The 20,535-nt window shown below is 40.6% G+C and carries 17 protein-coding genes; 15 read left to right on the forward strand and 2 right to left on the reverse strand.

Annotated elements, in window-relative coordinates; genetic code table 11:
• Positions 1–214: 214 nt before the first annotated feature.
• The 3 genes from fdhF to purU all read left to right on the forward strand — a co-directional run bounded on the left by fdhF (position 215) and on the right by purU (position 4,673).
• On the forward strand, positions 215–3,139 hold the full coding sequence (gene fdhF / locus CSV67_RS07705) for a formate dehydrogenase subunit alpha (protein WP_099631005.1): 2,925 nt from the start codon (positions 215–217) through the stop codon (positions 3,137–3,139).
• 18 nt (positions 3,140–3,157) lie between these two features.
• The gene (locus tag CSV67_RS07710) at positions 3,158–3,646 is read left to right on the forward strand and encodes a helical membrane plugin domain-containing protein (protein WP_099631006.1); all 489 of its coding nucleotides are present in this window, start codon (positions 3,158–3,160) and stop codon (positions 3,644–3,646) included.
• 118 nt (positions 3,647–3,764) lie between these two features.
• Positions 3,765–4,673 carry a formyltetrahydrofolate deformylase gene (gene purU, locus CSV67_RS07715; RefSeq protein ID WP_099631007.1) on the forward strand — a complete coding sequence of 303 codons (909 nt, stop codon included), beginning with the start codon at positions 3,765–3,767 and terminating at the stop codon, positions 4,671–4,673.
• Positions 4,674–4,711: 38 nt separating this feature from the next.
• Here purU and CSV67_RS07720 read toward each other — a convergent pair whose 3' ends face one another.
• A complete protein-coding gene (locus tag CSV67_RS07720; RefSeq protein ID WP_099631008.1) occupies positions 4,712–5,575 on the reverse strand; it encodes a YitT family protein in 864 nt (287 codons plus the stop codon).
• 160 nt (positions 5,576–5,735) lie between these two features.
• On the opposite strand from CSV67_RS07720, the gene CSV67_RS07725 reads away from it, so the two are divergent.
• The 9 genes from CSV67_RS07725 to CSV67_RS07765 all read left to right on the forward strand — a co-directional run bounded on the left by CSV67_RS07725 (position 5,736) and on the right by CSV67_RS07765 (position 16,144).
• A complete protein-coding gene (locus CSV67_RS07725) occupies positions 5,736–7,634 on the forward strand; it encodes a PrkA family serine protein kinase (RefSeq protein ID WP_369803158.1) in 1,899 nt (632 codons plus the stop codon).
• A gap of 368 nt (positions 7,635–8,002) precedes the next feature.
• Positions 8,003–9,163 carry a sporulation protein YhbH gene (gene yhbH / locus CSV67_RS07730; RefSeq protein WP_099631010.1) on the forward strand — a complete coding sequence of 387 codons (1,161 nt, stop codon included), beginning with the start codon at positions 8,003–8,005 and terminating at the stop codon, positions 9,161–9,163.
• Complete coding sequence (locus CSV67_RS07735; RefSeq protein ID WP_099631011.1) at positions 9,160–10,551, forward strand: SpoVR family protein; 1,392 nt, start codon at positions 9,160–9,162, stop codon at positions 10,549–10,551. Before yhbH ends, CSV67_RS07735 begins: the two co-directional genes overlap by 4 nt.
• Positions 10,552–10,716: 165 nt before the next feature.
• Complete coding sequence (locus tag CSV67_RS07740) at positions 10,717–11,520, forward strand: amino acid ABC transporter substrate-binding protein (protein WP_099631012.1); 804 nt, start codon at positions 10,717–10,719, stop codon at positions 11,518–11,520.
• Between the two features lie 109 nt (positions 11,521–11,629).
• Positions 11,630–12,289 (forward strand): amino acid ABC transporter permease, encoded by a 660-nt coding sequence (locus CSV67_RS07745; protein ID WP_099631013.1) that lies wholly within the window; start codon positions 11,630–11,632, stop codon positions 12,287–12,289.
• Between the two features lie 12 nt (positions 12,290–12,301).
• A complete protein-coding gene (locus CSV67_RS07750) occupies positions 12,302–13,051 on the forward strand; it encodes an amino acid ABC transporter ATP-binding protein (RefSeq protein WP_099631014.1) in 750 nt (249 codons plus the stop codon).
• A gap of 243 nt (positions 13,052–13,294) precedes the next feature.
• Positions 13,295–14,305: an ABC transporter substrate-binding protein gene (locus CSV67_RS07755; RefSeq protein WP_099631015.1), complete on the forward strand. Its 1,011-nt coding sequence runs from the start codon at positions 13,295–13,297 to the stop codon at positions 14,303–14,305.
• A 23-nt stretch (positions 14,306–14,328) separates the two neighbouring features.
• Positions 14,329–15,372: an ABC transporter permease gene (locus tag CSV67_RS07760; RefSeq protein ID WP_099631016.1), complete on the forward strand. Its 1,044-nt coding sequence runs from the start codon at positions 14,329–14,331 to the stop codon at positions 15,370–15,372.
• Positions 15,347–16,144: an ABC transporter ATP-binding protein gene (locus CSV67_RS07765; RefSeq protein WP_099631017.1), complete on the forward strand. Its 798-nt coding sequence runs from the start codon at positions 15,347–15,349 to the stop codon at positions 16,142–16,144. The genes CSV67_RS07760 and CSV67_RS07765 overlap by 26 nt, the downstream gene beginning before the upstream one ends.
• Before the next feature lie 49 nt (positions 16,145–16,193).
• On the opposite strand, the gene CSV67_RS07770 is transcribed toward CSV67_RS07765, so the two are convergent.
• Complete coding sequence (locus tag CSV67_RS07770; RefSeq protein ID WP_369803159.1) at positions 16,194–17,294, reverse strand: branched-chain amino acid aminotransferase; 1,101 nt, start codon at positions 17,292–17,294, stop codon at positions 16,194–16,196.
• Between the two features lie 130 nt (positions 17,295–17,424).
• Here CSV67_RS07770 and CSV67_RS07775 point away from each other — a divergent pair, with 130 nt between their 5' ends.
• From CSV67_RS07775 to CSV67_RS07785, 3 genes are all read left to right on the forward strand, one after another.
• Positions 17,425–18,549 (forward strand): NAD(P)/FAD-dependent oxidoreductase, encoded by a 1,125-nt coding sequence (locus tag CSV67_RS07775; protein ID WP_099631019.1) that lies wholly within the window; start codon positions 17,425–17,427, stop codon positions 18,547–18,549.
• A gap of 64 nt (positions 18,550–18,613) precedes the next feature.
• Positions 18,614–19,525 carry a pseudouridine-5'-phosphate glycosidase gene (locus CSV67_RS07780; RefSeq protein WP_099631020.1) on the forward strand — a complete coding sequence of 304 codons (912 nt, stop codon included), beginning with the start codon at positions 18,614–18,616 and terminating at the stop codon, positions 19,523–19,525.
• A 20-nt stretch (positions 19,526–19,545) separates the two neighbouring features.
• On the forward strand, positions 19,546–20,304 hold the full coding sequence (locus tag CSV67_RS07785; RefSeq protein ID WP_099631021.1) for an exodeoxyribonuclease III: 759 nt from the start codon (positions 19,546–19,548) through the stop codon (positions 20,302–20,304).
• Positions 20,305–20,535 lie beyond the last annotated feature (231 nt).

The following is a 20,535-nucleotide window of genomic DNA, read 5'->3' on the forward strand; positions in this document are numbered from 1 at the left end:
GTGGTCATTGTATTATACGCTTTATTACTTTATACTAAATACATAATAGATGGAAATCTAGTATGTGATTGCTAGATGTTCATCAACCTACATGTAATAGTAAGTATGGATTGGTTCTTTAGCAAGTCCTGTTAAGAAACTATTCCACCATAGAAAATACCGTCTTAACGGTTTTTTTATGGTGGATTTTTTATTTGAGAAGGAGGACGCCTGTATGTCAATTTCAATCAATAATAAGATGTATAATTTCGAACCAGGGTCGACGCTCATTCAAATCATCAATGCAAATAAGATTGAGCACCCTCAAATATGTTATTTGCCGGAAGTCGATCCGATACAAACGTGTGATACGTGCATCGTCGAAGTGAATGGCCAATTAACACGTGCTTGTTCAACACAAGCCGTCGACGGCATGGATGTCAAATTAGCGTCTCCGCGTGCAAAGGAAGCGCAGACGGAAGCAATGGATCGGATATTAGAAAATCATTTACTATATTGTACGGTTTGCGATAACAATAATGGAAACTGTAAAGTACATAATACCGTGGCACTTTTGGAAGTGGAAGAACAAAAATATCCCTACGAACCGAAATGTTCAAAAGATGCGGTGGATTTCACACATCCGTTCTATCGTTACGATCTAAATCAATGTATCGCATGCGGACAGTGCGTGGAAGTATGTCAAAACTTACAAGTAAATGAGACACTTTCAATCGACTGGGAACGGGATCGTCCGATTGTTCTATGGGATGGCGGTGCGAAGATTAATGATTCTTCTTGCGTAGGCTGCGGTCATTGTATTACGGTTTGTCCATGCAATGCCTTGATGGAAAAAACGATGCTAGGTGAAGCTGGATTTATGACGAAGATGAGTGACGAATTGATGGAGCCTATGATTGATTTGATTAAGGATGTAGAACCAGGTTATAGCAGTATCATGGCGATTTCCGATGTTGAATCCGCGATGAGAGAATCCACAATCAATAAAACCAAAACAGTCTGCACATTTTGTGGAGTAGGTTGTTCTTTCGAAGTCTGGACGAAAGATCGTACGATATTAAAAATTCAACCGGTTTCCGAGGCACCTGTCAACCAGATTTCTACTTGTGTCAAAGGGAAGTTCGGTTGGGATTTCGTGAACAGTGAAGAACGCATTACAACGCCTCTTATTCGTAAAGGTGACGATTTTGTTGAAGCATCATGGCAAGAAGCGTTAGATCTAGTCGCGAAAAATCTAGGTCAAATCCGTGACGAGCATGGCAAAGATGGAATTGGTGTCATCTCCTCATCCAAAATTACCAATGAAGAGAACTATGTCATTCAAAAATTTGCTCGACAAGTGTTCGGTACAAATAACGTGGACAATTGTTCCCGCTATTGCCAGTCACCTGCGACAGATGGGTTATTCCGTACAGTTGGAATGGGTGGTGACGCTGGAACTATTAAAGATATTGCTGAAGCAGGATTGGTCATCATTGTAGGTGCCAATCCTGCAGAAGGTCATCCCGTTCTCGCGACGCGTGTAAAGCGCGCACATAAGCTACACGGTCAAAAGTTAATCGTAGCTGATCTCAGAAAGCATGAAATGGCTGAACGTGCAGATATCTTTATGACACCACAACAAGGAACCGATCAAGTATGGCTTATGGCAGTGACCAAATACTTAATCGACCAAGGTTGGCATGATCAGCAGTTTATTGAGGAAAATGTCCTTCATTTTGATGACTTTAATGAAGTATTGAAACGCTATACACTCGAATATGCAGAACAAGTAACAGGCGTTTCAAAAGAAGTACTGATTCAAACAGCTGAAATGATTCGTGATGCGGATGGTACATGTATCTTATGGGGAATGGGAGTTACACAAAATACAGGAGGTTCAGACACTTCAGCTGCCATATCCAATTTATTACTGGCATCAGGAAATTACCGCCGTCCAGGCGCTGGTGCTTATCCGTTACGTGGTCATAACAACGTACAAGGTGCATGCGATATGGGAAGTTTGCCGGGGTGGTTGCCTGGCTATCAACATATTACAGACAATGCCGCACGCGAAAAATTTGAACGCGCTTATGGTGTAGAGATAGAGGGTAAGCCGGGTCTTGATAATATTCAAATGCTTCATTCGATTGATGATGGGGTTATGAAGGGGATGTATATTGTAGGGGAAGATATGGCACTAGTGGACTCGAATGCAAACTATGTACATGATGTACTGTCGAAGCTCGATTTCCTTGTTGTCCAAGATATTTTCTTCTCACGTACAGCACAATACGCAGACGTCATTTTACCTGCAGTGCCTTCACTTGAAAAAGATGGTACATTTACAAATACAGAACGTCGTGTTCAACGACTTTATAAGGCATTACCGAATAAAGGTGACTCCCGTCAAGATTGGTGGATCATCCAAGAAGTTGCAAATCGCTTAGGCGCTGATTGGAATTACACACACCCAGGGGACATCTTTGCTGAGATGGCAAGTTTGAGTCCTATTTTCAAAGAAGCTTCTTACGACATGTTGGAAGGTTGGGGTAGTTTCCTTTGGGGAAGTCTAGAGGGGGTTAGTACGCCACTTCTTTATACAGACGGCTTTAATTTCCCAGATAAGAAAGCTCGCTTTGCATTATCGGATTGGGTTGAACCAGTAAAATTCCCTGAAGAGTTTGATCTTCATATCAATAATGGTCGTATGCTTGAACATTTCCATGAAGGAAATATGACGAACAAATCAGATGGTATTCAAGAGAAAGTTCCCAATATATTTGTAGAGATTTCTCCTGAATTAGCAAAAGAACGTGGTGTAGTCACAGGTACTTATGTAAGACTCATTTCTCCATATGGTGCGTTGAAACTGCCCGCACTTGTCACGGACAGAGTACGAAAAAATGAATTATTCTTACCGATGAACTCAGTAGAGAAGCAATCTGCAATCAATTTCCTAACAGGGCCTGCTACAGATGAACGCACGAATACACCGGCTTACAAGCAGACAAAGGTTCGCATGGAAGTACTTGAAAAGCAAGGGGATAATCCACTACCTAAGAGTAACCACCGTGATAAGAAACGTCATCCGCAAAACGGTGTAGAAGTGGAGCGGAAGTGGAATCGACCAGGATATGTCCAATTAACAGATCAATGATTAGTGAGGTGAAGATCAATGGCGGCACCCATAACTTCGATTAAAAGAAAAGAACGATCCGAACTGGAAATACAGCAAGATAAGTTGGATGAACTGCAGAAAAAAATTGCTGAACAGGAAGAGTCTTTGCAGAAAATTATGGAGATCACGGGTGAGTTGCATAAGATTGGTGCGTTAGACGCACTACAAGCAATGCTTCATTCAAAGGAAAAGATTACGGGCATAGCGTTAGAACAAGTATCAAGAGAACCTGTTACAAACATGCTCAATAATTTAATGGCGGGTGCAGGAATTCTGACGGCATTAGATCCAGCTACAATTCAGCAACTCTCAAAAAGTGTTCAAAACGGATTATCTGAAGCCGAGCAAGCAAATGAAGAAGGTCAGAAAACAGGTGTTTTACAACTGATGAAATCCATTAACGATCCTGATATCAATCGGGCGTTAACATTCGGTATGAACTTCCTAAAAGGGATGGGCAGAGGTTTAGAAAAACCAGTGGAATAAGATTTTTGCGAAAAGCGTCACTTTGCTTCATACTGTATTAGAAGAGTTCACCCGATCCCTGGCCATTCTGGCTGGGGAACTTATTCTTTCAGTAACATTATTTGTAGGAGATGAAAACATGTCAGCCCAAAGTAAAATTGCAACACATTTAGAAGAACAATCAACAGCACAGAAAAACATCGGTAGACTGCTTATACAATGCCCCGATAAACCAGGAATTGTATCCGCAGTCTCAACATTTTTGCTGCAATACGAAGCCAATATCGTAGAATCTAGCCAATACTCAACGGATCCGGAGGGTGGCACGTTCTATCTACGTATCGCCTTCCATTTAGACAATTTATTGGATAAAAAAGAAGAAATAGAAGAGGATTTCAAGTACATTGCGAAACAACATGAGATGGACTATCGCTTTTCATACGCAGTGGAACTAAAGCGAACGGCCATTTTCGTTTCCAAAGAACCGTATTGTTTAATGGAATTACTATGGGAATGGCAGAATGGTGATTTAAATACTGATATCGTTGTAGTGATCAGTAACCATGAAGATGCGCGCGGAATGGTTGAAGCACTTGGTATACCTTTCCATTACATCCCGGCGAACAAGGACATACGTCAAGATGTAGAGAGACAGCAAGTGAAGTTAATGGAAGAATACGACGTAGATGTACTCGTATTAGCACGCTATATGCAAATACTTACACCTGAATTCGTCCGTCACTTCCCGAATCAGATTATCAATATCCATCATTCCTTCTTACCAGCCTTCATCGGTGCACGTCCTTATGAAAGAGCATTTGGACGCGGTGTAAAACTGATTGGGGCAACGTCACATTATGTAACGAATGACTTAGATGAAGGTCCAATCATTGAACAAGATATCGAGCGTGTGGATCACCGGGACGATATTGTTCAATTGAAGAAGATTGGCCGAACTATCGAACGACGTGTTCTTGCACGTGCAGTAAAGTGGCATCTTGAAGATCGAGTAATTGTAGAGAACAATAAAACCATTGTCTTCCATTAAGAGACACGAAACCGCCACTCGAATGAGTGGCGGTTTCTTTAATGTATAGGTGATTTGAAGGTCGCTCCATGCGTTTCATGTGTATTCATGATGGTCAGAAAAGCATTAGGGTCTATATCAGTAGTGATTTGTTTAAGCTTGGAAATTTCTAGCCTTGTCACGACTACATAGATCACGTCTTTTTCATTGTCTGTATAGCCGCCGCGACCGTGCAACATGGTAACGCTGCGGCCGAGTCGCAGACGAATCGCCTCCTTAAGCTCATGGTATTCATCGGAAATAATAAAGACAGCCTTGGTTTCGTCTAAGCCTTGGATCACAATGTCGATCGCTTTTGAAGCGATATAGTATGTAATGATCGAGTACATCGCTTTTTCTGGTCCGAGTACAAAGCCTGCCCATCCAAAGATGAAAAGGTTGAAGAACATCACGAATTCCCCAACACTGTAGGGGATTTTTTTTGTAAGTAAAATGCCGAGAATCTCCGTTCCGTCAAGCGCCCCGCCATTCCGTATGATGGTTCCGACACCCGCCCCTAGCAACAATCCTCCAAAGACTGTAGCTAACAGTGAGTCTGTTACAAATGGACCTAGAGTTTTAAGTGGGAATTCCACAATGGCAAGCAAAGCAATCGAATAGGAAGAGGAGAAGAAGAAGTTCTTGCCGATATGTTTATACCCGAAAAATAAGAAGGGCAAGTTTAAGATCAAAATCAAAATACCAAAAGGTACTCCAGAGATGAAATTCAATATGAGTGCGATCCCGATGATGCCACCGTCAATTACGGAGTTAGGGATTAGGAATAAATCTAACGCAACTGCTGTAATTACGACGCCAATTGAGATGAATAAGTAGCGTCTAAGTAAATGTCCTACAGTTTCCTTTTTATGTTGTTTGCGCATAAAACTCCCCTTTTTCAAACGTGTTTATTCTATCTTAACGGAATTTTAAAAAAGAAAGTAGTGGCAATATAAGCTTTTCAATTTTTCTTCCAATGTACGTGATGAATCTTTTACACTTCATGAACATAAGATAATACATCATAGCCTAATTGGAGGAGATATGTTGGATATCATTCGTCAGTTGCATAATTATCGCAAAGAAGAAAATCAGTTGAAGTGGGAAGGTACATTTTTGGAATATCTGGAATTAATAAAAGAGCGGAAAGAAGTTGCACAGACCGCTCATTCTCGTATTTATGAAATGATAAAAAGTGCAGGAATTGAAAAAAGAGACGGCAAGAAAATTTATAATTTCTTTGATGAAGAGTTATTTGGTCTGGAAGAGTCTATCGAACGTTTGGTAGAAGAATATTTTCATCCAGCAGCAAAGCGTTTGGATGTAAAGAAGCGTGTATTGTTATTGATGGGACCTGTTAGTGGTGGTAAATCTACTATTGTGACGATGTTAAAACGTGGGCTAGAAGCCTATTCTCGAACGGATGAAGGAGCGGTTTATGCTATTAAGGGGTGTCCGATGCATGAAGACCCTTTACACTTGATTCCGGAATCTTTAAGGAAGTCATTTTTTGAAGAGTATGGTATACGAATCGAAGGTAGTTTATCTCCTTTAAATCAATTGCGACTGGAAGAAGAATTTGAAGGTAAAATTGAAAATGTACTAGTGGAACGCATTCTGTTCTCGGAAGATCGCCGTGTTGGGATTGGAACATTTACACCATCCGATCCGAAGTCACAAGACATTGCTGATTTAACCGGAAGTATAGACTTCTCCACAATTGCTGAATATGGTTCAGAGTCAGATCCACGTGCGTACCGATTTGATGGGGAATTGAATAAAGCGAATCGTGGCATGATGGAATTCCAAGAGATGCTGAAACTCGATGAAAAGTTTCTTTGGCATTTATTATCCTTAACACAAGAAGGAAACTTTAAAGCAGGAAGGTTTGCGCTGATTAGTGCAGATGAACTAATCGTTGCTCATACTAATGAAACGGAATATCGTTCATTTATTAGTAATAAAAAGAACGAAGCACTTCATTCAAGATTAATCGTCATTCCTGTTCCATACAATCTGAAAGTAAGTGCGGAAGAAAAGATCTATGAAAAAATGATTCGTGACAGTGATATGGCTCACGTCCACATTGCGCCGCATGCATTGCGAGTGGCTGCTATTTTTTCTGTTTTGACACGTTTGAAAGCGTCGAAAAAACAAGGCATCGATCGATTAAAGAAATTGCGCCTGTATGATGGACAGAATGTTGAAGGGTTTAACGATGCAGATGCGGAAGAACTGAAGAACGAATTTATAGATGAAGGTATGGACGGAATCGATCCACGCTACGTCATCAATCGTATTTCTTCAGCGATTATCCGAAAAGAAGTCCCAAGTATCAATGCACTAGACGTATTACGTGCGTTAAAAGATGGCTTCGATCAACACGCCTCCATTTCAAGTGAGGACCGTGACACGTATATGAATTATATTTCAATGGCGCGTAAAGAGTATGACGAAATCGCGAAAAAAGAAGTTCAGAAAGCTTTTGTTTATTCTTATGAAGAGTCTGCAAAAACTTTAATGGATAATTACTTGGATAACGTCGAAGCATACTGCAATAAAAATAAACTACGCGACACGCTGACGGGAGAGGAAATTAACCCTGATGAAAAGTTGATGCGTTCGTTAGAAGAGCAGATAGGAATTTCGGAAAATGCGAAAAAGGCATTCCGTGAAGAAATCCTTATTCGTATCTCCGCATACGCTAGAAAACACCAGCGCTTCGACTACCGTTCCCATGACCGCTTGCGTGAAGCAATTCAGAAAAAATTATTCACCGATCTAAAGGACGTCGTGAAGATTACTACAACATCTACTACACCCGACGAGACACAATTGAAGAAGATGAATGAAGTCGTAGCGCGCCTAGTAGACGAACATGGCTACAATTCCGTCTCAGCAAACGATCTTCTGCGTTACGTTGGAAGTTTGTTAAATCGGTAAGCCGATTAGGAAATATGAATAGAATTAATGTCTACGTTGGGGTTGCAACTACAGCTTGAAAAGCTTGCCGCTCGGCGTAATGACTTAAACTAGTCATCATAGGTAGTGTGTATTTTTGTTGTGACTATACTTATTTCAAGTCATGTCTAAGTTCAAGTCGGAAAACGAACACAAGCCTAGCTTTAATACACGTCAATAAATTATTACCCAAATCCACTGCCTAAGTCTAATTCCAGCTAGTGAATCTTGAATTCAGAGACCTCAATACACGAGGTCTCTTTTTAGTTTTGTTGCCGTTTTGTAAATATTCAATCAGCTGCCGCATATGATAAGGAAACAAATTGTTCGAGAGATAGGCGGGGATACGAGTGGAAGAAAACCAGAAAAGTCGATTCGTTGTCACTGAAGAAAATTGGTCTCTCCATCGCAAAGGCCACCAAGATCAGCAACGCCACCTAGATAAAATAAATGAAGTACTAAAAAGTAACTTACCTGACTTAATCAGTGAAGAGAACATTATACTATCAAATGGAAAAGACATGGTCAAAATACCAATTCGCTCATTAGATGAATTTAAAATTCGCTACAACCACGACAAGTCCAAGCATGTTGGTCAAGGTGATGGCGACAGTGCGGTAGGGGACGTAGTGGCGCAAGGAGAAAAGAAAGCACAGCCAGGTGAAGGAAAAGAAGCGGGTGATCAACCAGGGCAAGATATCTATGAAACAGAGGTCTCGATAGAAGAGTTGGAAGAGATGTTCTTTAAAGAATTGGAGCTACCGGACTTAGAGCAGAAAGAACAATCGGTAACAACGCTTGAAGACATTGATTTCACAGACATTCGTAAAAAAGGATTAATCGGTAATATTGATAAAAAACGAACATTGTTATCTGCCATTAAACGTAATGCGATAAATGGGAAAGCTGAGGTCGCACCGATTCTGGAAGACGATCTACGATTTAAAACATGGAATCCCGTAGAGAAACCACAGTCTAAAGCGGTTGTCATCGCCATGATGGACACGAGTGGTTCAATGGGCAAATTTGAGAAATATATGGCACGAAGTTTCTTCTTTTGGATGACGAAGTTTTTACGGACAAAGTATGAGACGGTAGAAATCGAATTCATTGCGCACCATACGGAAGCGAAAGTAGTATCTGAGGAAAATTTCTTCAACAAAGGGGAAAGTGGCGGAACCAGATGTTCATCAGCTTATAGTAAAGCATTGGAAGTTATTAAAGAATTTTATCCACCCACTAGTTATAATATCTATCCTGTACACTTTTCGGACGGGGAAAATATGACAAGTGACAATAAGAAATGTTTGGAACACGTGGATGAATTATTGGCGATATCGAATATGTTTGGTTATGCCGAAGTCAATGAGCATCGTAGAATGTCCACGTTGATGTCCGCGTATAAATCAATTGAACATCCCAAATTCAATTATTATATTTTGCAAAAAAACCGCGATGTCTACTTTGCGCTCAAGAAGTTCTTCGAAAAGCGAACGGAGGGATTACGCTGACTGATCAACAGGCATTATATTATGCAATTGATGAGATCACGGAGATTGCCAGTGGATTTGGACTCGACTTTTATCCGATGAGGTATGAGATTTGTCCAGCAGATATACTGTATACATTTGGTGCCTATGGAATGCCTACGCGTTTTACACATTGGAGTTTTGGTAAGCAATTCCATAAGATGAAGTTGCAATATGATATCGGATTAAGCAAGATATATGAGCTCGTTATCAATTCAAATCCGTGTTACGCATTTTTATTGAATACGAATAGTTTAATTCAAAATAAATTAATCATTGCGCATGTATTGGCGCATTGTGATTTCTTCAAAAATAATACCTATTTTTCAAAAACGCGTAAAGACATGGTTGAAAGCATGGCAGCTACAGCCGAACGAATTGCGGACTATGAAGTACGCTATGGTAAGAAATGTGTGGAAACATTTCTTGACGCGGTATTAGCCATTCAAGAACATGTGGATCCAAGTATGATGCGGGACATCATTCCGTCATCTTTTATTGACCAACAACCCCGAAGAAGCGCATATGAAGATTTATGGGACCTTGATCAACGGAAAATACCTGGACAACAAGCGATTGAAATGCACAAAAAGAATCCGAAAGAACCAGAAAAAGACATCCTATTATTTATTCTTGAAAACAGTCGTAATCTAACGGAATGGCAAGCGGACATTCTGACGATGTTACGTGAAGAGATGCTTTATTTTTGGCCACAGTTGGAAACGAAAATCATGAATGAAGGTTGGGCATCTTATTGGCATCAAACGATTCTTCGACAAATGGATTTAACGCCTTCAGAGACAATTGAGTTCGCAAAACTTAATGCTAGTGTTCTGCAGCCTTCCAAGACTTCAATTAATCCATATTACCTCGGTGTCAAAATATATGAAGATATAGAGAAACGGTACGATATACTAGCTAAGGAAGCTACTTCACGTGGTGAAGAGATGGTGACGGGACGCGAAAAAATATTTGAAGCGCGTGAAATTGAAAATGACACATCGTTCATTCGAAATTATTTGACCGATGACCTAATTAAACAAGAAGATCTGTACGTGTTTCAAAAGCAGGAAGACCAATACAAAATCTCTGATAAACAGACCGATGCTGTTCGGAATCAACTAATTGGACAGAGAGTGAACGGTGGCTTTCCTTATATAGTAGTAGACGATGGAGATTATATGCGAAATGGGGAATTGTATCTTGTTCACCGCTATGAAGACACTGAACTTGATCTCCCGTACTTGGAACATGTTTTACCGCATATTCATCAACTGTGGGGACGTATCGTGCATATCGAAACAATACTTGAGAACAAACCTTTGGTCTTTTCATACGATGGCCACAAAGTGTTTAGGAGAAGTAAATAACAAAAAAATAGACACAGATTATTCATAGACTGAAGATAACTCCAGACATATGGAGATTACCTTCAGTTTTTTCATTTTACTACTTTTCATTTCGTGCATCTAATGTTATTTTTATAGTATACTAACTCATTAACGTACTAAAGAATTAAGAAAAGAGGAAAAATAATGAAAAAGACAACCATTGCTTTATTATTTGCAGCATTATTCCTACTGCTGGCTGGATGTTCGGGCAAGTCGTCTGAGGGGGGCAAATCACCCGCGGATGCAGATAACAAAGAAACGAAAGAAATTATCATCGGTGTAGATGACAAATTTGCACCTATGGGATTCCGTGACGATAAAAATAATTTAGTAGGTTTCGATATTGACATGGCAACAGCAGCGGCTGAGCATATGGGCGCTACTGCAAAATTCCAGCCTATTGACTGGAAAACGAAGGAAACAGAACTTAGCAGTGGAAGAATCGATTTAATTTGGAACGGCTATACCATCACAAAAGAACGTCAAGAAAAAGTATTATTCACGAAGCCTTATTTGGATAATAATCAAGTCGTTGTGACGTTAGTAGATTCTGATGTGAAAACAATTGAAGACCTAGATGGAAAAACTGTAGGTGTTCAAGCATTATCATCTGCCGGACCAGCATTAGAAAGTCACCCAATCCACGAAAAAATAAAAAACATCACAGAATTTGCAGACAATGTTCTAGCGTTAACAGATTTGAAAACAGGTCGTCTAGATGCAGTAGTACTTGATGAAGTCGTCATTGATTACTATATGACAACTGAAGAAGGGGTCTTTACGAAACTTGACGGATCATTGGCAGTGGAAGAATATGGCGTTGGAGTGAAGAAAGGCAATGAAGAATTGCTTGAAAATCTTCAAAAAGCATTGGATACGATGAATGAAGATGGTACTTCAGCTGAAATCTCCACAGAATGGTTCGGAGAAGACAAAGTTCTTCGTTGAGTTGTAGAATAAGTTATGTCAACGGAAGTTGCATTTGCGACTTCCGTTGGTATGCGTATTGTAAGAGAAGTACATAAAATCTTGAATGGTTTTTTGGAGGAATTAACTAATGAGTTATGAATATTTTATGTCTATGCTGATTCCTATGTTGGAAGGAGCGAAAGCGACTGTACTATTATTTGTAATAGCGATCGTCTTATCTATTCCACTCGGATTCTTGCTGACACTTGCCGTAAGAAGTAGTATTAAACCAATTTCTTATTTGGCGCAGACTTTTATATACGTCATGCGTGGGACTCCTTTGTTATTACAGCTATTGTTCTTTGTATTTGGTTTACCACTTCTGCCGGTAATTGGTGAGTATTTAGTTCTTGATCGTTTTGTAGCAGCTACACTAGCGTTCATTTTGAACTATTCAGCGTACTTTGCTGAAATATTCCGAGGTGGTTTGATCTCCATTGATAAAGGGCAATACGAAGCTTCGAAAGTACTTGGATTATCGAAATGGCAAACGACTGTGCGCGTCATCCTACCACAGATGTTTCGTGTAACGCTACCACCTATTGCAAATGAATCGGTATCGTTAGTAAAGGATACGGCGCTATTATATGCGGTAGCAGTTCCAGAACTTCTACACTATGCGCAAACAGTCGTAAACAGAGACTTCACAATCATACCGTTCTTCATTGCAGCTGGGATCTACCTGCTGATTGCATTCGGATTGACTATAGTCTTCAAGTATTTAGAAAGAAAGCTGCAATACGAATGAGGAGAGGAAATTATGTCTTTCATAGAAGTACGCAACTTACAGAAATCATTCGGTCCATTGGAAGTATTGAAGGATATATCGTTTGATGTTCAAAAAAATGATGTCATGGCAATTATCGGACCTTCGGGTTCTGGAAAGAGTACAATGTTAAGAAGTCTAATTCAATTGGAGCAAGTTGGTGGCGGTAGTATTATCGTGGATGGAGATTACCTAGTTAAAGATGGCATTTACACAAATCCTACCGATAGTAAAATGATCAACTCCAAAATGGGAATGGTATTTCAACAATTTAACCTATTTCCTCATTTAACTGTAAAGCAGAACTTGGAACTAGCACCGAAACTGGTGAAGAAAGAAAAAGTCGAAGATTATGGGCATAGAAGTATCGAATTGCTAGAAAAAGTGGGGTTGGCTTCAAAGGCTGATGAATTACCTTCGAGACTTTCGGGTGGTCAGAAACAACGTGTTGCGATTGCGAGAGCGTTGATGATGAATCCGGATATTTTATTATTCGATGAACCGACTTCCGCTTTAGATCCGCAATTGACGAAAGAAGTATTGGAAGTGATGAGAAATCTTGCGGAAGAGCATATGACGATGATTGTGGTGACGCATGAGATGGAATTCGCAAGCAATGTGGCTAATCATGTGATCTTTATGGACGATGGAAAGATTGTTGAAGCGGGTACTCCAGATGAAGTAATCAAATCACCGAAAGAATTACGTACAAAGAGATTCCTGAATTACGAGTTAAATAAATAACCAAAAATAGTGATGCGAATGGTATAATCGCGTCACTATTTTTTATGTAGATTAATTTGTTTTCCTGTAAGTTATCTTAATATATGGAGAATTATATCAGGTAGTTCATTAACTTTTGAGAATTCACACAAAATATTGAATAATGCATTGACGAATAACATTGTAAAGGGTACGATTACGTATAATTATTATCTTTTCTACATACATCGAAAGGGTAATAGATCATAGTCGAGGGGGATTTACATGAAGAAACATTGGGTGACTTATGCAGTAGCACTATTTAGTATTGTGCTCATTCTTGCTGCGTGTGGTGGAAAAGGGGAGTCATCTGATCCTGTAGCAGATGATAAGAATAATGATAAAGCAAGCACTGAAGAAAAATACATAATTGGTGTGACACAAATTGTTGAACACCCGTCTTTAGATGCGGCGTTTGAAGGGTTTCAAAAGGCAATTGAAGATGCTGGATTGAATGTAGAATACGATAAGCAAAATGCGCAAAATGATAATAGTTCCAACTCAACCATTGCAAACAACTTGGCAGGCGCAGGCGTCGATTTAATATTTGCTAACTCTACACCAAGTGCACAAGCGGCAGCTAGCGCGACACAAGACATTCCGATCATCTTCACATCAGTTACAGATGCAGTAGCAGCGGAACTTGTTGCATCCAATGAAGAGCCGGGCGGCAATGTTACAGGCACTACTGATAATCATCCTGATGCCATTCCAAACACAATGAAGTTCTTGAAAGAAAACGTGGGTGCAAAAAAAGTAGGAATGATATTTAACTCAGGGGAGCAAAACTCCCGCCTACAAGTGGATCATGTAAAAGGAATTCTTGCAGATATGGATATGGAAGTTGTAGAAGCATCCGTTGCAACTTCAGCAGATGTAAAGCAAGCAGCCGAATCTTTGATTGGTTCAGTAGATTCATTTTATATCATTACGGATAACACTGTAGTATCAGCACTTGAATCAGTCATCTCTGTTGCGAATGACAATAAGATTCCGATGATGGTGGGTGAATTTGATTCTGTGAAACGTGGTGGACTTGGAGCATACGGCTTTGAGTATTACGATATCGGATATGAAGCGGGTGAAATGGCAGTAAAGATTCTAAAAGGTGAAGAAACGCCTGAATCATTACCTGTCCAATTACCACAGAACTTGAAGCTAGTGATGAATGAAGAGACTGCAGACGCAATCGGTTTGAAGATTCAAGATGAGTGGAATGCCGAGATTGCAAAATAAATAAAATTAGGAGATGATCTTGCATGTTTTCAGCTGTATTTGGCTCAGTTGAGCAGGGTATCATCTATGCGATCATGGCACTCGGAGTGTATCTAACATTCCGGGTGCTTGATTTTCCAGATTTAACAGTGGACGGAAGTTTTGTAACAGGCGCAGCAGTAGCGGCTACGATGATTGTATTTGATTATCATCCACTTGTTGCAACACTTACCGCAATCCTGGTTGGCTTTTTTGCTGGGTGTATAACTGGTTTATTACATACCAAAGGAAAAATCAATCCACTTCTATCCGGAATCCTCATGATGATAGCTCTTTACTCGATAAACCTTCGGATAATGGGACTGACGACAGAAAATTCAGTGGGTCGTCCGAATATTCCGCTTTTAAATTCAGAAACGATTTTCAGTAAGTTCCAAGGTTTCTGGAGTACTCTTGGAGTTGATGAAACCATCAATGGTTTCCTAATGGGACTTGGCTTGGAACATTTACCATCGACTTGGGGAACATTAGTTTTGATGATCCTAGTTGTGGTTCTCATTAAATTCATAGCGGACTGGTTTTTGCAAACCGAAGTTGGTTTAGCCATCCGTGCAACTGGTGATAATAAAAAAATGATTCGTAGTTTCTCTGCCAATACAGATACTCTTGTTATTCTCGGATTAGGAATTTCCAATGCACTAGTTGCTTTCGCAGGTTCATTGATTGCACAGTATGGAAAATTCGCTGATAATGGAATGGGAATTGGTATGATCATCATCGGATTAGCTTCTGTTATTATCGGTGAAGCGATATTCGGGACGAAAACCATTTTCCGTACAACAATGGCCGTCGTCATTGGTGCCGTAATCTATAGAATCGTACTCGGACTGTCATTGAAAGTGAAGATTCTCGATTCAGGTGATATGAAATTAATTACTGCAGTCATCGTAATTGCGGCATTAATTATTCCGCAGATTCTCGAAAAAAGACGGGAAAAAGCGCGTAAAGCGAAAAGACAATCTGAACGAATGGCGATGAAATCATCACAAGGAGGTCATAGCGTTGTTGAAACTGGATCAAGTCAATAAAGTATTTAATGAATCGACTCCGGATGAGAAAGTAGCGCTGGACCAAATTAACTTACATTTACAACCGGGTGATTTCGTAACAGTCATAGGGAGTAACGGTGCAGGAAAATCTACCATGATGAATATGATATCCGGCGCATTGACACCGGATTTTGGTTCTATTTATATCAATAACAAAGATGTTACACGTTTGGCAGAGTTCAAACGATCCAAAATGATAGGACGAGTATTCCAAGATCCGATGTCAGGTACAGCACCGACGATGACGATTGAAGAAAATTTGGCGATGGCTTATTCTCGCAATCGACGGCGTTCATTGCATCGTGGAGTAGATAAGAAACGGAAAGACTTATTCCGAACCTCACTGGAAACATTGCATTTGAATCTTGAAAATCGGATGACAGCGAATGTTGGACTATTGTCCGGTGGTGAACGTCAAGCGTTGTCATTATTGATGGCGACCTTTACGCAACCTTCTATTTTGTTGTTGGATGAGCATACCGCAGCACTCGATCCGTCCCGCGCAGAGTTAATCACCGATTTAACGAAACGATTAGTTGAGAAGGATCGGCTGACGACGTTAATGGTAACGCATAACATGCAACAGGCACTTGACCTTGGAAATCGGTTAATTATGATGGATAAAGGCCAAATTATTCTTGAGGTAGAAGAAGAACAGAAACAGCATTTAACTATTGCGAAATTGATGGATGAATTTCAGCGTATTCGTGGAGAACAACTTACGAATGATGCAGCTTTACTTTCTGTATAAACAACAGCCCCCGCTTTCCAGTTGTGGAAAACGGGGGCTTTTCAATGTCTTAAGCAAGCCGTGCCATACTTTTCTTAATTTCATATACCCAACCAAATGGATCTTGTTCTTTGCCTGTTTGGATATTCGTTAACGTGTTATATAGACGGGTAGATAGTTCCCCTGTTTCACCGTTGCCAATGATCATTTTATAACCATCCCAATTCAGTTCGCCGACTGGAGAAATAACAGCAGCTGTGCCTGTACCGAATACTTCTTCAAGTTCACCGCTTTCATAGGCAGATCGGATTTCATCCATTGAGATTTGACGCTCTGCAACTGGCATATTCCAATGTCTTAGCAACTGTAAAATGGATTTTCGTGTAATTCCCTCAAGAATACTGCCGTTGATTGCAGGCGTTACAATTTCACCGTTGATCTTGAAAAAAATATTCATACTTCCTACTTCTTCCACGTATTTACGCTCGACACTATCGAGCCATAAAACTTGTGAGTAGCCTTGTTTGTCTGCTGTCTCCTGTGCCTTTAAAGCCGCTGCGTAGTTGCCAGCAGTTTTAGCGCTACCCGTTCCGCCTTTTGCAGCACGGACGAATTCATTTTCGACGAGGATTTTAACTGGATGAATCCCTTCTTTATAGTAAGAGCCAACAGGGGACAGAATCATGAAAAATTGATATTTTTTAGCTGGCGCTACACCTAGGAAGGCTTCTGTTGCAATGACAAATGGGCGGATATATAATGATGTTCCTTCTAGTGTAGGAATCCAATCCTGCTCGGTTTGCAACAATTGGTTCAGCGCGTACAATGCGTTCTTTTCATCAATCCGTGGCATACATAGACGATCGAGCGAATAATTCAAACGCTTCATATTTTGATCTGGACGGAACAAACGGATGGTTCCATCTTCTGAACGATATGCCTTCATTCCTTCAAAAACCGTTTGACCGTAATGTAAAACGATTGCAGCTGGATCGAGTGTTAAAGGTGCGTAAGGAGTAATGCGATGATTATGCCAACCTTTGCCTTCCTCATAGTCTATAATGAGCATGTGGTCTGTAAATGTTTTCCCAAAAACTAAAGTGCTAGGATCTGGCTTTTCTTTTTTATTTTGTGCTAGTTGAATTTGCATAGGTAATCTCGTCATAATCATCAAAACTCCTCAAGATATAGAATATTCCGAAAGTTCAATTCCGAATAGTGTAATTATACTGCTTTTTCAGAAAAAATAAAGTGAAAAGTTTGTCGATTTTAAAAACTATTATATAAAGGAGCAAATTTTCATGAGAAAAGTATTAGTTATAGGCGGGGGTATCGTTGGTGCTTCCGCTGCTTATCATTTATCCGACCAACAAGCAGAAGTCGTACTAATCGATAGGCAAGAGCCAGGACAGGCTACAAAAGCCGCGGCAGGCATTATTTGTCCGTGGGCATCTCAAAGACGAAACAAAGCATGGTATGCCCTAGCATCAGCTGGTGCTGCGTATTATCCTGAATTCATTCGGTCATTAGAAAAGCATGGCGAAGTGGAAACAGGATATAAGAAAGTGGGTGCCTTGGCGATTCATACTGAGTTAGATCGTTTGGAGAAGAAAGTCGAGTTGTTAAATATAAGGAAAGAACAATCTCCTGAGATCGGGGAAGTGGAATTACTGGATACAATACAGCTCGCTAGCTATTTTCCGATTTTATCTGAGGAATATTCAGCTGTTCGTATTTCAGGTGCTGCCAAAGTAGAAGGGGATCAACTACTTAAAGCAATGGAGCGTGTGGCAGTTCAACGTGGTGTTCAAAGTATAAAAGGCTCTGCATCGCCGTACATAAAAGAAGGAAAAGTCTGTGGTGTTATGGTCGGGGGGCAAATTATTGAGGGAGATCAAATCATCGTAGCGTCAGGTGCCTGGGCTAGTGAATTTACAGAGCCCTTAGGTAAGAAGCTGCAAGTGACAGGACAGAAAGCACAAATACTCCATTTACAATCAAATCATGTAGCGTCAGGGGAATGGCCAGTCATCATGCCACCTGGTACTCAGTACCTCGTGCCATTCCGAGATGGCAGATTCGTTGCGGGCGCAACACATGAGGATACAGATGATTTCAATATTCAACCGACCACTGGTGGGATACTGCAGGTGTTGTCGAATGCTCTACCCATTGCACCTTTACTGAGCGAAGCAGTACTGGCTGAAGTCCGTGTGGGTATTCGTCCACATACACCGAATTTTATGCCGGTCATCGGTCAACTACCTGATCACCCGCAAGTTTGGATGGCTAACGGTCTTGGTTCATCTGGTTTAACAGTAGGACCTCTTCTCGGCAAGCTTTTATCCCAGCTAGTACTAGGCGAGGAGACTGGATGGGACTTAGAAAGCTACTCTATTAACCAAATAATTGCCGATGAACATTGAATAAAGTGCGTATAATGATTATTATGAATATATAGCGATTGAACGGTAAAGGGGAAGATTCATAATGAGAAGATATGTTTCGTATTCAGAAGAAGTGAAAGAAGCGATGAAATATGGCAAGCCGCTAGTCGCATTGGAATCCACAATTATTACGTATGGCATGCCATATCCTGAAAATGTGAAAGCTGCACGGGAAGTTCAGCAGATTGTGCGCGATCATGGTGCGGTTCCGGCAACAATTGCAATTATGGACGGTAAAATAAAAATAGGTCTATCTGATGAAGAGCTAGAACGGTTCGGAGATAGCAAAGGTGTTGTCAAAGCTTCTAGACGCGATATTAGTTACTTAATTGCTACTAAAAAACCAGGTGCAACGACGGTTGCTGCATCGATGTTCTTTGCTGACTTAGCGAGAATACGCGTATTCACGACTGGGGCCATTGGCGGTGTGCATAGAGGTGTGGAACAAACGATGGATATTTCTGCAGATCTTGAAGAGTTCGCACGCACAAATGTAGCTGTTGTTTGTTCAGGAGCGAAATCTATTTTGGATCTCGGTAAAACACTTGAGTATTTGGAAACAAAAGGTGTTCCAGTCATGGGGTATCAAACAGATATATTCCCCGCCTTTTACGCAAGAAGCAGCGCACATCATGTAGACTACCGGATAGATGAAATCGATATGATGGCAGAGATGTTGCGCGTTAAATGGAATTTAGGCTTGGAGGGTAGCGCGATTATCGCGAATCCGATTCCTGAAGAATATGCAATGGATCAGGAGTATATGGATGGATTGGTTTCAGATGCACTTAAAGAAGCTGAACAAATGGGCATTAGCGGAAAGTATCTTACACCACATATGTTAAAAAAGGTTCAGGAAATGACAGGCGGTAAAAGTCTGGAGGCCAATATCGCCTTAGTGAAGTCAAACGCTGAACTTGCAGCAAAACTAGCAGTGAGTTTTAACGGCAATTAATTTAGACGGGTTGTGTAAAATTGAAAGTAGTATCTTGGAACGTGAACGGTATTAGGGCATGCGTAAAAAAAGGTTTTAGTGACTTTTTTGAACAAGTACAGGCAGATATATTTTGTGTCCAAGAGATCAAATGTCAAGAAGGACAAATCGACCTTTCTTTCGATGGGTATGAATCCTACTGGAACTATGCAGCGAAAAAGGGATATTCAGGTACCGCAGTCTTTACGAAGAAATCCCCTCTTTCTGTACGCTATGGATTGAATGATCTAGACCACGAAGTAGAAGGACGAGTGCTAACGCTAGAATTTGAAGAGTTCTTTCTCGTTAATTGTTATACGCCCAATTCACAACGGGACTTAGCGCGATTATCATTTCGACTGGCATGGGAAGATGAATTACTTGAGCATTTGCAGTCATTAGATGCCATCAAGCCCGTCATCTATTGTGGAGATTTGAACGTGGCACATGAAGAAATTGATATTCGTAACGTTAAATCTAATATTGGCAATTCGGGATTTACGAATGAAGAACGCGGGAAAATGACGCGGCTGTTAGATGCCGGATTCATTGATACGTTTCGCTTTATGTATCCCGATCTAAAAGATAACTATACATGGTGGTCTTATATGCGCGATGTACGGGCACGAAATATCGGCTGGCGTATCGATTACATTATTATTTCAGAGCGTCTCCAGTCAGCCTTGCAAACAACAGCTATTCATTCAGAAATTATGGGCAGTGATCATTGTCCGATTTCTACAGAATTAGAACTAAAATGAGAGCAAGTACCTCTCGGGTTAAGTTGTTCAGTTGAGAGGTACAATAGCTGAAAATAATAAATCGCATCACAAGTTTACCTTGTGGTGCGATTTATTAATGTGCGCCCAGCATGGGTGTAGTCTATAGGGTGCAAGTCCCGAACTGTGAAGGCAGAAGTAACAGTTAGCTCAACGCAAGGGTGTCCATGGTGACGTGGAATCTGAAGGAAGCGAGCGGCAAACCTCCGGTCT

Origin of the sequence: Sporosarcina sp. P2, assembly GCF_002743255.1 — a bacterium.
Taxonomy (GTDB): Bacteria; Bacillota; Bacilli; order Bacillales_A; family Planococcaceae; genus Sporosarcina.

Excerpts from the sequence above, each read along its gene's own strand:
- fdhF (WP_099631005.1), top strand. The coding sequence starts at position 215 with ATGTCAATTTCAATCAATAATAAGATGTATAATTTCGAACCAGGGTCG.
- CSV67_RS07710 (WP_099631006.1), top strand. The coding sequence starts at position 3,158 with ATGGCGGCACCCATAACTTCGATTAAAAGAAAAGAACGATCCGAACTG.
- purU (WP_099631007.1), top strand. The coding sequence starts at position 3,765 with ATGTCAGCCCAAAGTAAAATTGCAACACATTTAGAAGAACAATCAACA.
- CSV67_RS07720 (WP_099631008.1), bottom strand. The coding sequence starts at position 5,575 with ATGCGCAAACAACATAAAAAGGAAACTGTAGGACATTTACTTAGACGC.
- CSV67_RS07725 (WP_369803158.1), top strand. The coding sequence starts at position 5,736 with ATGTTGGATATCATTCGTCAGTTGCATAATTATCGCAAAGAAGAAAAT.
- CSV67_RS07740 (WP_099631012.1), top strand. The coding sequence starts at position 10,717 with ATGAAAAAGACAACCATTGCTTTATTATTTGCAGCATTATTCCTACTG.
- CSV67_RS07745 (WP_099631013.1), top strand. The coding sequence starts at position 11,630 with ATGAGTTATGAATATTTTATGTCTATGCTGATTCCTATGTTGGAAGGA.
- CSV67_RS07750 (WP_099631014.1), top strand. The coding sequence starts at position 12,302 with ATGTCTTTCATAGAAGTACGCAACTTACAGAAATCATTCGGTCCATTG.
- CSV67_RS07755 (WP_099631015.1), top strand. The coding sequence starts at position 13,295 with ATGAAGAAACATTGGGTGACTTATGCAGTAGCACTATTTAGTATTGTG.
- CSV67_RS07760 (WP_099631016.1), top strand. The coding sequence starts at position 14,329 with ATGTTTTCAGCTGTATTTGGCTCAGTTGAGCAGGGTATCATCTATGCG.
- CSV67_RS07770 (WP_369803159.1), bottom strand. The coding sequence starts at position 17,294 with ATGATTATGACGAGATTACCTATGCAAATTCAACTAGCACAAAATAAA.
- CSV67_RS07775 (WP_099631019.1), top strand. The coding sequence starts at position 17,425 with ATGAGAAAAGTATTAGTTATAGGCGGGGGTATCGTTGGTGCTTCCGCT.
- CSV67_RS07780 (WP_099631020.1), top strand. The coding sequence starts at position 18,614 with ATGAGAAGATATGTTTCGTATTCAGAAGAAGTGAAAGAAGCGATGAAA.